Source organism: Treponema socranskii subsp. buccale (genome assembly GCF_024181585.1).
Lineage (GTDB): Bacteria > Spirochaetota > Spirochaetia > Treponematales > Treponemataceae > Treponema_D > Treponema_D buccale.
In genome coordinates this window covers 132,680-147,002 of record NZ_CP054258.1, presented here as the reverse complement: position 1 = coordinate 147,002, position 14,323 = coordinate 132,680, and the positions used below count along the sequence as shown (strand labels likewise).

The window sequence follows — 14,323 nt, the reverse complement described above, 5'->3', positions numbered from 1 at the left end:
ACCTCCCATAAGTCAGAACGGACGATTATTTACCCGCAGCTGCGTTCGTACCGGCGATGCGTCCGAATACGACCGTATCGGTCAGCGCGTTGCCGCCCAAGCGGTTCGCACCGTGTATGCCGCCGGTAACTTCGCCCGCCGCATACAAGCCCGGAATGATTTTTCCGTCGGTGTTGTACACGTGACAGCCCGTATCGATTTTGACGCCGCCCATCGTGTGGTGAACCGTCGGAACGCGGGGAGCCGCATAGAACGGAGGCTTGTCGATCGGCGTCGAATAAAGCGTACGACCGAACGCGTCCTTCGATTTGTCGGCGACGTGTTTATTGAAATCGTCGAGCGCGGCTTTCAAATGATCGGCGGGAACGTTCATCGCTTTTGCAAGCTCTTCGACGGAGTTCGCTTTTACCGCGCGGCCGGCCGCAACAAGTTCGTTCGCGGATTCGTTGAAATTGTTTTTTTCGTCGCCCGTCGGATAGCAGTGCGAATCGAGTACGATCCACATATAGTTATCCGGCTGATGAAACAACGCCATCGTCATCGTATCGCGCCTAGCGCCTTCATCGACAAAGCGGTCGCCGTTTTTATTGACAAAGATGCGGCGTTCGACATCCATTTCGATATTGCCGGAGAGGCTTCCCGTTTCGGGATCGCCGAGCGGCAGGAGCTGGATGTTTTCCATCTGCACGAGCTGCGCGTGAAGCGGTTCGAGCATGGCAAAAGCGTCTCCCGTCGAACTCGGCGGGTTCGTCGAAGGAATATTCGCACCGAGCGTCGGCCATTGTTTGTTATATTTTTCGCGCATTTCGACATTGCGTGCAAAACCGCCGGTCGCAAGAACTACGCCCTTATTCGCGCGAAGCGTCACTTTGTTGCCCGTTTCACCGATCGCATTGACGCCGACGACTTTACCGTTTTCGACGATAAAACTTTCACCCTTCGTGTTGAGCATCACTTCGATGCCCTCGTGCGAATCGATATAGCGGTTATAGGTTTTGAAAAATCCCGTGCCGACGGGGTCTACCGGTTTATGCGCGCGCGGCCACAAACCGCCGGTTACCGTAAACGTGCCAGGCTTGAATTCCATGCCCATCGATTTGAGCCACTCGACGCCTTTCCACGCATTATCCGTAAGCACGTGGATCAAAGCGGGATCACCCTGCTTGTCGCCGCCCTCATAGGTCTGCTTGTAATGCAGCGCGACCGAATCTTTGTTCGCTTTTGCCGTTTCGCTGCCGTCGTCGACCGCGTTCAGCGCGCCGCCGGCCATAATCGTATCGCCTCCGACGCGAGCCGTCTTTTCGATGATGATAACCGTCGCGCCGTTTTGATTTGCCTGAACGCCGGCTGCCATACCCGCTCCTCCCGCGCCGACGACGATAACGTCCGCCGTCTTTTCGACATCGGCCGCTTTCGTTTCCGCAGAAGAAACGGTTGCCGCGTTAAGCTTTTCGACATTGACGCCCGCGCTTTTGAGCGCAGCATCCGCCGCCTGCATAATCGCGCGGCTCGTAATCGAACATCCGCCGATAACATCGAGGTTCGTTTTTTGGGAAGCGACGATCTGCGCCGGAATCTTTTCGATCGCAGGATCGCTGATGCCGGGCGTTTCGTTGTGCTTCGTTACCGTTACCGATTCGATTTTCGAAGCGGAAAGCTTTACCTGCACCGTGAGCGCCCCTCCCATACCCGTACCCTCACCGGTATAGGTTCCCGCTTTGAATTTGTTTCCGCCTCCGCAAGAAACAAAAAACAACGATGCTGCAAGCATCACCGCTGCCGTCCGCTTAAAAGCGAATTTCCTCATTTTTCCTCCCATAAAAACTTTTGCAGGAAATATCAATTTCCGAAAAAGTTTTTAGCCGTGCGCGTGTGCGCACACGTTCAATAGTCGAGTTTGCAAAACAAAACGTATCGTATTCATGCGATTTTTATCGAAATAACACGTATACACGTCTTCTGCAAACATCCAAGCAAACTCGAGATAAAAAGTATCGGCGATATTTCAGACGGCGCTTTTTATCGTACCTCCGTTGTAAAACATATTGTGCGTGCGCTTTACGACAGAACAAATCCCGCGTGTCCGCGCTTAGAGCCGAGTTGAAAGATTCAATTTCAAATTAAATAAAACGCGTCATCAGACTTCATACTAACACATCAATTCGTAAATGACAATCTTTACGCGATGCATCTTTGTCCGATGCACGATGTAAAAGCCGGCGCTTACGTCAAAGCGCACAATTCTTCTTTTGCCGAAAGCGCGCTTCGAGCAGCCGCATCGGCCATATCGGAAAGCGTAATCGTCCCTTCATCCGCTTTTCGCAGGAAATCCGCATCGTTTTTCCATGCGCATAAAAGAGCGCGCGAAGAGTTGACGACGCCGCCGGCTTTGCCGAGGAGTGCAGCGGCAACGCGCGCTTTTCCGCCCTGAGCACCGTAGCCGGGGATCAAAAAAAAGAGTTCGGGATACGCGTCGCGCAAAAAACGGGCATCGCTTTCTTCCGTACAGCCGACGACGGCACCGACGGGCGGACAGCACTCGGCCGGATAATACTCGGAGCATTCTTTCGCAAGCCGCTTGAGTTCCGCACCGACGATGCCGAATACGACGCCTCCTTCTTTAAGCTCCCTTCGTTCGATGTCCGCCGCCCCGGGATTCGACGTGCGGAGCAAAACGAATATCCCTTTGCCCTTTTTGCAAAAATCCGCAAAGGGCGAAAGCGTATCGAAACCCATATACGGATTTACCGTCACGATATCCGTTTCGAAGTCGCCCGAAAAATGCGCACGCGCATAGGCTTCCGCCGTATTCGCGATGTCTCCCCGCTTGATGTCGGAAATGACCGACAGCCCTGCAGCCCTCACCGCCGAAAGCGTTTTCGCATACGCGCTCATTCCCGCAACGCCCATCGCTTCGTAATACGCGATCTGTACTTTACAGCAGCACGCACTTTTGTCGGCCGCAATTCGATTAACAATTTCTCTGTTGTATGCGAAAACCGCTTCCGCTTTTCCGCCGAATCGGCGCAAAACGCTTTCGGGGATATACGACGGATCGGTGTCGAGTCCGACGCACAGCGGTCCGTTTTTTTTCGAAAGCTCCCGAAGACGTTCCATCGCGTGGTTCACGTCACACCTCGATTTTGTGCTCCATAAGCCAGCCCGTCGCCAAAAAATATACTGCGCCGAAAATCGCATAACGCAGCGTATGATTCCACGAATAGCGCAGCACTGCCGCATAGACCGACGAGTTCCGAACCATGTCGCTCACGTCGGCATCGAAACCGAGCGTACCGATGCGCATCGGAAAATAAAACAGAAAAAATATGATCACCGCGATTAAAAATTTATTCGGTTTTTTCGTACGGATAAATGCGGCATACAGCGCCATCGCAAAATTGAACATCGCCTGCCAGCTTGCAAAAGAGATGACGCCCATGACACCGAATTGTACGAGTTCTAAAAAATGTTCGGCAAACGCAAAGCGGTACAGCTGCTTTATGCTTTCGACATAGGACATACCCGGGTTGACCGGAAACGGCATATATTCCGAAAACGCGCCGTGAAACAAGAGCCCCGCAGTCGGCGCCATAAACGACAGATACAACAGAGCCGGCAGCATATAGATGACGTATTCGGCAAGATTTACGAGCTGCCTCGCTCCGAGCTGTGCATAGCTTCGTTCGGGCACAAGCAACGCAAGCCATCCCGTATCGCCGAAAAGAATCGGCTGCATATTGCCGCTTCCGCGAATCAGCGCATACAGCGGGATGATCCCCGCGCAGCAAAATCCGATAAAATACAGTATCATACCGAAAAGCGAAAGGTGATCCGACCTCGTTTGATACGCGATAAAATTAACAAGAACCGCACCGAGCAGCACCATCGCGATAACGGCGCTCGTATACAAAATGCGCAGACGGCTCGCTTTCCATTCCTGTTTCAACGTTGCGTGCGTAATCATTACAGCTCCCTGACGGCGATATTTCAAACGCCGTTTTTTACATTTCCTTAAACGTATCGATATACAGTTCATCGATGTCCATGCCGCGTCGGCTTTTCAGCACGCTCGCATCTTCATACAGCACGATTTCTCCGTTGCCGATAAAACACACGTCGTTGAACATGTGTTCGATGTCGTGTACGAGATGAGTGCTCACGATGATCGATGAAGAAGGATTGTACGTGTTGACGATAGCCGATACGATTCTTTCCCTTGCAACGGGATCGACGCCGCCGAGCGGCTCGTCGAGCAAAAACAATTTTGCACTGCGTGAAAAACACAAAGTCAAATTCAGCTTTTCGATCATGCCTTTCGACATCTGCGAGACGGGAACGTTTTTTTCGAGACGGACGAAATCGAGCATATCGGACGCTTTGCGCACGTCGAAATCGTCAAAATAATCGCGGTAATAATCGAAAGCGTCGAGTGCCGTCATCCACTTCGGCATAATATTCCGATCGGGTAAAAAGGATACGTATTTTTTGCTTTCAACGCCGACGGGGTTTCCGCACACGCACACTTTTCCGCCGTTCGCCTTTTGCAGCCCCGCAACGACTTTCAAAAACGTCGTCTTGCCGCTGCCGTTCGGCCCCATGAGTCCCATGATTCGTCCCGCTTCGAGCACGAGCGAAATATCTTTAAGCGCGGGCTTTGCGCCGTACCGCTTCGTCAAATTTTCAACAGTCAATATCGGTTCCATAGAATACGGACAGTATAGCGAATTTACGCATGCTGTGCTATCAGCTCCGGAGAATTCGTTTCTCGTATTCCGCCGTTATCGATTACCGCTTTTTTATAACCCTTGTTTCCCGCCGGTATTTCGGCTACACTTGTTTTATGACGGCGCTTCAAAAAAAATTATTTTCGATGCAGGATGAGGCTTACCGGCGATTTCAGCAAAAACTTTTGCCGACGCTTCCGAGCGAAACGATCATCGGCATACGGACTCCCGCGCTCCGCTCTTTTGCAAAAGACTTCGCAAAGACTTCCGATGCGAAAGAATTTATTAAAAAATTACCGCACGTCTATTACGAAGAAAACAACGTACACGCGTTCATCATCGAAACGATTGCCGATTTCGACGACGCCGTCGCCGCTCTCGACGATTTTTTGCCCTACGTCGACAACTGGGCGACCTGCGATTCGATGAGTCCGAAAGCGCTCGAAAAAAATATTCCTGCGTTGTACAAAAAAGCGCAGGAATGGATGGCATCGAAAAAAACTTATACGGTGAGATTCGGCATCGGCATACTCATGCGCTTTTTTCTCGACGAACGCTTTACGCTTTCGTCCGCGACCCTCGTTTCAAAAATACGTTCGGACGAATACTATATCAATATGATGGTCGCATGGTATTTTGCGACGGCGCTCGCAAAACAATACGATGCCGCTCTTCCCTTTATCGAAAAGAAAAAGCTCGATGTATGGACTCACAACAAAACGATTCAAAAAGCGATTGAAAGTTACCGCGTTCCCGACGACCGCAAAAAATATTTGTGCAGTCTGAAATTAAAACCGTAAACGTATTTCGATAAGCCGCCGGTTACGTCTCTCTCTTCCGTGTTAGGGATTGGAGGGGCGGCGAAGCCGTTCCCGAGCGAGCCGTGCGAGCGAGGGAATGGAGCGCTTATGCGCGGAACCCCGCAAAGCCCGGCGCCGAGCGAAGCGAGGCGCAACACCCGAAAAAGAAAAAGAATATTTGTACTACATCCTGTTGTGATTGCACAGTTTTTTTTACTGCACTATAGTAGACGTATGGCATACAGGGTTTTTATCGACGGACAGGAAGGTACGACGGGTTTAAAGATATACGAGCGCTTTGCAAAGCGAAGCGACATCGAAATACTGCGCATAGACGACGACAAAAGAAAAGACGCGGACGAACGAAAAAAATTAATTAATAATTCCGACTTTACGTTTTTATGTCTCCCCGATGCCGCTGCCGTCGAAGCCGCAGAGCTGTGCACGAATCCCGCCGTGCGCATCATCGACGCGTCGACTGCGCACCGTACGGCTCCCGGCTGGGATTACGGTTTCCCCGAACTTTCAAGCGATTTCAGGCACCGCATCGAAAGATCGAAACGGGTCGCGGTTCCCGGCTGCTATGCGAGCGGCTTTAACGCGATCTGCTTTCCGCTCATCTCTTCGCACATCATGGGACGCGATTATCCCGTCGTATGCCACGCGGTTTCAGGCTACAGCGGCGCGGGCAAAAAAGCGATCGCCGAGTACGAAGCGGAAAACCGCCCCGAAGAACTCGCCTCCCCGCGCCTCTACGCGCTGACGCAGCATCACAAGCATTTGCCGGAAATGCAAAAGATAAGCGGCTTGGATTTTCCGCCCGCCTTTACTCCGTATATATGCGATTATTTTTCGGGTATGACGGTTACCGTGCCTCTGCACGTGCGGCTGCTTGCAAAAAAAGTTTCCGCTCTTGACGTACGGGAGATGTTTGCGTCCCGCTATGAGGGTTCAAAATTTATTAAGGTTATGGAACTGCAGGATACGATCGACGGCGGATTTATCGCGGCAAATACGCTTTCGGGAACGAACGATATGCAGATATTCGTGTACGGAAACGACGAGCGCATCGTAATCTCCGCACGCTTCGACAATCTCGGCAAAGGAGCGTCGGGAGCTGCGGTGCAGTGTATGAATATCATGATGGGAATCGACGAGGGTACGGGACTGTAACGATGGCCGGCGATATCCGATCCGACGAAGGGGGCGATGCTTTTAACAATCTGTATGCCGGCGGCTGCGGTTATTTTGAAGGCCGCACGTCGCACGAAACGATTTACCGCATTCCGTCAGTGGACGAAGCGTCCGCTATGCTGCTGCACGGTGAAGAGCAGAAGCGTATCGAAAACGATCCCGCACTCTGTCAGCGAATTTTGTTCGACATCATCCTCGCCGAAGGTTTCCGCCGATCAGGATCGTACGTATATCGCGCCGACTGTCCCGATTGCAAAGCGTGTATTCCGATCAGAATTTTTCCGGACGCGTTCGAGCCGTCGAAGTCGCAGCGGCGAGTGTTCGAGCGGAACCGCGATCTTGGCGTAACGATCACGACGAAAGCGGACGAATTCGTCACCGACGAAAAAGTTACGCTTTTCCGCATCTACGACAAGCGGCACAATCCCGACTCTGAAAAAAGTTTTGACGAAGCAAAAAAAACGCTCATCGATATGAACGGCATCTGCCGCACGGCGGAGGACGGCAGATACGAATCGTTTTATTCCGGCACGATAAATATGGATTACAGGTACAGCGGAAAGCTCATCGGCGTCGGCATCATCGACACGGGAAAAGAAAGCCTGTCGTCAAATTATTTTTACTATGACACGTCGGACGAAACGAAAAAGAGAAGCATCGGCACCTACAGCATATTGAGGGAAATCGAATTGTGCCGAACATTTCATCTGCAACGGTACTATCTCGGCTATTGGCTTAAAGACTGCAAGTCGATGGTGTACAAATCGAATTTCAAGCCGCACGAATTGCTGATCGACGGCAAGTGGAAACTGATTACATAATCGAAATACGGAAAAGGCGGAAATATATCGATGAAAACGGGAATCGTAATCGAAGGCGGAGGACACCGCGGCATCTATGCGGCGGGCATACTCGACGTGTTGTGCGAAAACGGCATCGAAGCCGACGGTGTGCTCGGCGTGTCGGCGGGAGCCGTTCACGGAGCAAGTTATGCGTCGCACCAAATCGGACGCTCCGTCCGCTACACGATGAAATACTGCGGCGACAAACGCTATATGAGTTTCCGCTCATGGCTTAGGACGGGCGATTTATTCAACGCGGATTTTTGCTGGCGCGAGTTGCCGGAAAAACTCGATCCTTACGACAACGACGCGCTCGAATCTTCTCCGGTTGCGTTTTACGTAACGTGTACCGACGTCGAAACGGGGGAGCCCGTTTATCATCGGTGTAAAACGCTCCGCGGCGATGAAATGAAATGGCTGCAGGCGTCGGCGTCCATGCCGCTCGCTTCGAACATCGTATACGCGGACGGCCGTAAAATGCTCGACGGGGGCATCGCCGATTCGATTCCGCTCCGCGCTTTCGAGCGGCTCGGCTATACGCGAAACATCGTCATTTTGACGCAGCCTGAAGGATACCGTAAAGGAAAAAATCCGCTGCTCCCCGCGCTGCGCATTGCAATGCGGAAATATCCCGCGCTCATCCGTGCGATGGAAATGCGCCATATCGTATACAACGATGAAGTCGCGGATATCGAACGAAGGGCGGAAGCGGGCTCGGTTTTGCTCATCCGTCCGAAGCACACTGCGGGTGTCGGGCGTACGGAAAAAGACGGTGCAAAAATCAAAGCGCTGTACGACATCGGACGAAAAGACGCTCTCGATCGGCTCGATGAGATTCGGAAATTTTTCGAAAAGCGGTAACGTGTGCCGAGCGCACAATGCCGCTGTCGTTTACAAAAAGCAGAAAAAACCGCCGGCATATCAAAACGACAATACTTGACGCAACTCGCAATATCACTTTCGTTTACGAAAGACTTACGCCCGCGTGGAGCACCGCGCAGCGTCCGCGCGTTAGCGCGGATGAGGGTTACCGAAGTGCGGAAGGCGGGATCTTCCGATCCGCTTCGTCCTGATAATTATTAATTAGCCTGAATGTCGAGTTTCGAAAATATCAGTTAAATAAAGCGGGCTTTCGGTAAAATGACCGACGTACAATCTTTGTAGACGTAGCGGCCTCACAGCGGGCGCCCCGCTTACGCTCCGGTTGTGCTTTTAAGCGCCGCTTCCGCAAGCTGAACGCACAAAGTCGCACGCGGGTCTCCCGCTGCTACGCCGCAGCGCGTACACTTCCGACCGTTCTATTACGTAGCCGGAAAGCCGCTTTCGCACACTTTTATTTGTTTTTCGAAACTCGCCATTCACTTGAGTCACGAACCGGCTGGAAAATTTCGCGTTTTAGCAAACTCGAAATTTTGGTTAATTATTAATTATTAAAAATTTCCGTCGGCGACGCTTTCGGCGTGCAAAATCGCAAAATACGACAATTGCACAAAATCCGTAAAAATGTTATTTTTAAATCCGTATGAATACCCTCGTTGCGCTCTGCGCCGTCGGCGCGGATAAAATACTCGGCAATGAAATTAAACATCTCGGCTACAAACTCGCGGGAAACGCGCCCGGACGGGTTTTTTTTACCGGCGACGACGATGCGCTTTTCCGCGCGAACCTGTGCCTCCGCACGGCCGACCGCGTATATTTACAGGCGGCTTCTTTTCAGGCGGCCGATTTCGATTCGCTTTTTGCCGGCACTTATGCGGCCGATTGGCAAGATTTATTAAAAAAGGACGTGCGCGTCGTCGTGGACAAAGTGCGCTCACATCACTCGAAATTGAATTCGGAACCGACGATTCAAAGCATGGTGCAAAAAGCGATCTACAAAAAACTCGGTGACAAGTGGCGCATGACGACGCTCCCCGAATCGGGAGAGACGGCGGATGTGCGCGTATATATCGACAACGATAAGGTAAACGTCCTGCTCGATCTTTCGGGAGAGCCGCTGTACAAACGCGGCTACCGCACGGGAGGAGGGACGGCGCCGCTTCGCGAAACGGTTGCCGCCGTGTTGCTGCAGGAAATGCTGTGGCGCAGAAAAACGCCGCTGCACGATCCCTTTTGCGGTTCGGGAACGATCGCGATCGAAGCGATGCTTTTTGCGCACGATATCGCGCCGGGGGCAGGCAGGAGCTTTGCGCTCGAACACCTTGCCGTTTTTAATAAAAAACGCGCGGACGAAATCCGTGCGCAGGAAGCGGAACGGATTCGAACGGATGTCGAAGTGCGCGTTACCGGAAGCGATATCGACATGGAGGCGGTAAACCGTGCAAAAGCGAACGCCGAACACGCATGCGTTGCGGCCGGCCGCGCTTTGCAGTCCATCGGAAAAGACAACCGCATTCCGCGCCCCGATTTCATACAGTCGGATTTTATCGATTTGGCGGCTCCGTACGACGAAGGGCTTTTGCTGTGCAATCCTCCGTACGGCGAGCGGCTCGGAGACGAAGCGGAAGCGGAAGCGCTCTATAAAAAGATGGGCGCGCTGTGGACGAATTTTCCGAATTGGCAAATCGGCGTCATCACCGCAAGCAGACAGTTTCAAAAATGCTCGGGACATTATGCGGACAAACTGAAAAGTTTTAAAGCCGGAAATCTCGATACGCATTTTTATATGTATTCCGGAGCTTCAGGCAAAAAAGAAAAAGCGTAGGCGGAGGGCTTTCATGGCGATCATCGTCGAACACGACAAACGCAGACATAAAATACTCGAAAAAGCGCTCGACGTTTTCGTCGAAGAAGGCTACGAAGACGTCACCTTTCAAAAGATAGCCGACCGCTGCGGCATTACGCGGACGACGCTGTACATCTATTTTAAAAACAAACGCGAAATTTTTTTATGGAGCATCAAGCAGCTCGTATCGGGAATCGAAACGACGATCATGCAGATCGTCAACAATACATCTCTCAACACGGAAAAATGCTTCCGCAAAATGCTGATGAGTATCGTCGACGGAATCGGAGCAAATAAAAAACTCTTCAGCGTTTTGCTCTTGTATTTGATACAGCTGCAAAAATCGGGCATCGATCCGAGGGAGCGCGTCATGCGGCGCGTCATCAAGCTGCGGCACATCATGACGACGCTGCTCATCCGCGGCGCAAAATCGGGCGAATTCAAAAAGATAAATGTCAAAGTCGTAAACGATATGTTTTACGGATTGATCGAATCCGCGATCTTCCGCCTCGCCGTCCTCGCACAGGAAAATATCGACGACATACGCGACATACTCAATTTTGCCGTCGACGGCATCATCGCAAAGCGGAGCCGCGCTTGAGGGCACAACGCACGGGGTGCGCGGATTTGCCGCTGCATCGGGGCACGGTTCCGACGTGGCTCGCCGAGCGCATGAAAAATCTCGGAACGCTGATTGTCGAATCGATCATTCAAAATTACGGTAAACGGGAAGTGCTCGTGCGATTGAGCGATCCGATGTGGTTTCAGTCGTTCGGTGCGGTGCTCGGTATGGACTGGCATTCGTCGGGCATCACGACGAGCGTCATGTATGCGCTCAAACGGGGACTGAACGAACGCGGACGGGAACTCGGCATCTGCGTGTGCGGCGGGCGCGGAAAATATTCGCGCAGTACACCGAACGAATTATTATTTTTATCCGATGCCGCAGGACTCGACGGTGCCTCGCTCGTACGCGCAAGCAGGCTCTGCGCAAAGGTCGATAACAACGCCGTCCAGGACGGCTTCCAGCTGTATCAGCATAATTTTATTGTAACCGACGAAGGCGATTGGGCGGTCGTGCAGCAGGGCATGAATGCCGCTTCGCGCACGGCGAGGCGATATCATTGGTGTTCGCCGAAACTGCGCTCTTTTGTCGAAGAGCCGCATACGGGCGTCGTCGGAGAAAAGCAAAGTTCAATTTTAAATCTCACCGATCGGGCGGCGCAAAGGACGCGCGCTGCGATCGTCGAAATCGCACACGAAAATCCAGACCGTATCGTGCACGAACTCTCGCATATCGCATCGCCTTCTGCGGCAATCGTCGTGCCGAGAGAGCCCGAGCTTTTTCCCGACCTTGCCGAAAGCGCGGACAAAACTGCGGAAGCGGTTCGCCCCTCGCCCGCTCCGCACTCGAACGACGTCGCAAAAACGGCTCGCATTTCGCACTCATCGCGCTCCATAACGATGAGCACGCATCACGACGTACGCGCCGAAGACATCGATTTAAAAAGACTCGGCGCCGTGCTCGCGCTATCATATGAAAGCCCTCCGGAAGATTTCGAATCGCTTTTACTCACTCCCGGTCTCGGGCCGCGCACGTTGCAGTCGCTTGCGCTCGTAAGCGAAATCGTATACGGAACGCCGTCGCGTTTTACCGATCCCGCGCGATTTTCGTTTGCACACGGAGGAAAAGACGGGCATCCCTTTCCCGTACCGTGCAGGATTTACGACGAAACGATCCGTGTGCTCGGTGACGGCATCGAAAAATCGAAACTCGGCGACACCGATAAAACCGAATGCCTGCGACGGCTGTATGCGACACAGCTGCAGATCGAACGATTTTGTTCGCCTGAAGCAGATTTCGACAAAGCGGTCGCGTATGAAAAAGCGCATTCGAAATCGTGGGACGGCCGACAAGTATAATAATCGGAGGATTGCAGTTATGGAAACGGCGTTATATCTTATTCCGACGACGCTCGGCGACACCGACACCGAGCGCGTTATACCGGAATACAACCGGAGCATTATCTCGGCGATAAAATATTTTATCGTGGAAAACGTACGGAGCGCACGGCGCTTTCTCAAAAAAATCGACGCTTCGATCGACATAGACGAACTCACGTTTTTTGTGCTCGACGAACACACCGATTTGGCAAACATCGAACCTTTTCTCGCGCCGCTTAAAGCGGGCTTTGCAACCGGCGTCATTTCGGAAGCGGGCTGCCCCGCAGTTGCCGATCCGGGCGCCGCAATCGTCGCGCTCGCACACAAAAAAGGTCTCCGCGTCACGCCGCTTGCAGGCCCCTCTTCGATCATCATGGCACTTATGGCAAGCGGTTTTAACGGACAAAACTTCGCATTCAACGGATATCTTCCCGCAAAACCCGATGCGCGCGCACAGAGGATCAAACAGCTTGAAAGCCGCGTTTACAAAGAAAAACAGACGCAGATTTTTATCGAAGCGCCGTATCGAAATATACAGCTTCTTTCATCGCTCCTCTCATCGCTCAAAGGAGAAACGAAATTGTGCATAGCGGCGGGCATTACCTGCAAAGAAGAATGTATCCGCGCGATGTTCGTTTCCGAATGGAAAAAGTCACCGCTTCCCGAAATTAATAAAATACCCGCGATCTTTTTGCTGTACGCATAAACACCGCACAAGGCCATGTGATTAATAATTATTAATTTCGTTTATGCAGATACACTTCGACAAATTCGCCGATTGCGCCGGTATTTTACAAACCGACGTACGGCCGGATATATTTATTAATTAATAAATTCACACTTTCAGAAAAACCGTATCGATATTTTTCCGTTTCTGTTTCCGACCGGCGTCATATTCCGGTTTCGGGGGGGGATGGGTGTGACCTTTATTTTTATACAGCATACTGTCCGCTTTTTTAATAAGTTCAACGGCGCTCATATCCTGTCCGTCGGTTTTCGCATAACCGATGCTCAGCCTTATCATATAGGGCAATCTCCGTGCGGCCGCTTCCGCATCGATTATTTTATTAAAATCGTATATCAATTCATCGGGATTCGACAGATAAAGAGACTCGGCAATTAATAAAAATTCATCACCGCCGAACCGTGCGGTAAAAGCGTTGTATTTTTGACTTATCGTCCGAAGCACTTGCGCAACGATGCGCAAAACTTTATCGCCTTCAATGTGACCGTACGTATCGTTTATCTCTTTGAAAAAATCGATATCGAACATAAACAAATACAGCGGCCATTCGGTAAGCGGGCTGTTGAATTTCGTTTCGAGATATTGATCGGCACGGCGGCGGTTGTTCAGCTCGGTCAACGCATCGCTGAAAATCTGCGCCTGCTGAAAATTAATAAACGTAATGAAAAATCCGGAAAATACGGCCATTTCGATAAGCGGTGTACCCGGAACAAAAACCTGAAGCGAACCGACGACAACGGAAGCGATGATGGAAAAGGCGAAGCTGAACGTAGCCTTCCGCCGCATCGGCATGCGTTCTTTCGAGCCGTACCACAGCGCCCGAAAAGCCGCAACGATAAAATACAAAAGTGCGATCGTCATTTGCCAGCAATAATACGGTCCGCGCACATAACGGTTATCGCTCGATATATAAAAAATCCATCCCGTATGATACGAACAAACACACATAAAAAGAGAAAGTGCGAGCGGCAACGAAGCGATAATCCATAATTTGCGTTTTTTTACAAACAGCGTTTTTAACCTGATTTCCGTATAGACAAGCGTTAAAAATCCGAGAACGCCTACTAAAAAAACGGAAAGAAAACAAACGGTGCCGTTTACGGAACGCAAGAAGTACGGTATATAACCGTATTCTCCAAAAATCCACGCCGCGTCGATAAAAGAATAGGCTATAAATACCTGCAGCATGATCTTCAATATACGTATTTCGAGTTCGCTGCCGATATCGGTTGTCAATTTTTTGCTTATTAAAACGGAAAATGCAATAGAAAGAAAATCCACTACAATGTAGGTAAGAACGTTGTTGATCGTTTGGGACATACGATCCTTCCTTATTCTTAAATGTAAAA

General features: G+C 51.3%; 13 protein-coding genes. 8 read left to right on the top strand and 5 right to left on the bottom strand.

The features are described from left to right. Nucleotides 1-25: 25 nt before the first annotated feature. From HRI97_RS00710 to HRI97_RS00695, 4 genes are all read right to left on the bottom strand, one after another. Nucleotides 26-1,807: a flavocytochrome c gene (locus HRI97_RS00710; RefSeq protein WP_253726021.1), complete on the bottom strand. Its 1,782-nt coding sequence runs from the start codon at nt 1,805-1,807 to the stop codon at nt 26-28. A 416-nt stretch (nt 1,808-2,223) separates the two neighbouring features. Then, nucleotides 2,224-3,129, bottom strand: a complete 906-nt coding sequence (gene pyrF, locus HRI97_RS00705; protein ID WP_253726020.1) for an orotidine-5'-phosphate decarboxylase — start codon at nt 3,127-3,129, stop codon at nt 2,224-2,226. A gap of 1 nt (nt 3,130) precedes the next feature. Next, nucleotides 3,131-3,964, bottom strand: coding sequence for a hypothetical protein (locus tag HRI97_RS00700; protein WP_180487540.1), 834 nt, complete (start codon nt 3,962-3,964; stop codon nt 3,131-3,133). Between the two features lie 37 nt (nt 3,965-4,001). After that, nucleotides 4,002-4,703: an ABC transporter ATP-binding protein gene (locus HRI97_RS00695; protein WP_253726018.1), complete on the bottom strand. Its 702-nt coding sequence runs from the start codon at nt 4,701-4,703 to the stop codon at nt 4,002-4,004. A gap of 137 nt (nt 4,704-4,840) precedes the next feature. Between HRI97_RS00695 and HRI97_RS00690 the strand changes: the two genes are divergently transcribed. From HRI97_RS00690 to HRI97_RS00655, 8 genes are all read left to right on the top strand, one after another. Beyond that, the gene (locus tag HRI97_RS00690; RefSeq protein ID WP_253726017.1) at nt 4,841-5,524 is read left to right on the top strand and encodes a DNA alkylation repair protein; all 684 of its coding nucleotides are present in this window, start codon (nt 4,841-4,843) and stop codon (nt 5,522-5,524) included. A 234-nt stretch (nt 5,525-5,758) separates the two neighbouring features. After that, nucleotides 5,759-6,697, top strand: a complete 939-nt coding sequence (gene argC / locus HRI97_RS00685) for an N-acetyl-gamma-glutamyl-phosphate reductase (protein WP_253726016.1) — start codon at nt 5,759-5,761, stop codon at nt 6,695-6,697. A gap of 2 nt (nt 6,698-6,699) precedes the next feature. Then, nucleotides 6,700-7,539, top strand: a complete 840-nt coding sequence (locus HRI97_RS00680) for an arginyltransferase (protein WP_253726014.1) — start codon at nt 6,700-6,702, stop codon at nt 7,537-7,539. Between the two features lie 30 nt (nt 7,540-7,569). Then, nucleotides 7,570-8,421, top strand: a complete 852-nt coding sequence (locus HRI97_RS00675) for a patatin-like phospholipase family protein (protein WP_253726013.1) — start codon at nt 7,570-7,572, stop codon at nt 8,419-8,421. A 661-nt stretch (nt 8,422-9,082) separates the two neighbouring features. Continuing rightward, a complete protein-coding gene (locus tag HRI97_RS00670; protein WP_253726012.1) occupies nt 9,083-10,264 on the top strand; it encodes a THUMP domain-containing class I SAM-dependent RNA methyltransferase in 1,182 nt (393 codons plus the stop codon). 13 nt (nt 10,265-10,277) lie between these two features. After that, nucleotides 10,278-10,886 carry a TetR/AcrR family transcriptional regulator gene (locus HRI97_RS00665; protein WP_180487534.1) on the top strand — a complete coding sequence of 203 codons (609 nt, stop codon included), beginning with the start codon at nt 10,278-10,280 and terminating at the stop codon, nt 10,884-10,886. Further along, on the top strand, nt 10,883-12,208 hold the full coding sequence (locus HRI97_RS00660; RefSeq protein WP_253726010.1) for a DUF763 domain-containing protein: 1,326 nt from the start codon (nt 10,883-10,885) through the stop codon (nt 12,206-12,208). Before HRI97_RS00665 ends, HRI97_RS00660 begins: the two co-directional genes overlap by 4 nt. A 19-nt stretch (nt 12,209-12,227) precedes the next feature. After that, nucleotides 12,228-12,935 (top strand): SAM-dependent methyltransferase, encoded by a 708-nt coding sequence (locus HRI97_RS00655; protein WP_253726009.1) that lies wholly within the window; start codon nt 12,228-12,230, stop codon nt 12,933-12,935. A gap of 129 nt (nt 12,936-13,064) precedes the next feature. On the opposite strand, the gene HRI97_RS00650 is transcribed toward HRI97_RS00655, so the two are convergent. Then, nucleotides 13,065-14,294 (bottom strand): GGDEF domain-containing protein, encoded by a 1,230-nt coding sequence (locus HRI97_RS00650; protein ID WP_253726008.1) that lies wholly within the window; start codon nt 14,292-14,294, stop codon nt 13,065-13,067. Between the last annotated feature and the right edge of the window lie 29 nt (nt 14,295-14,323).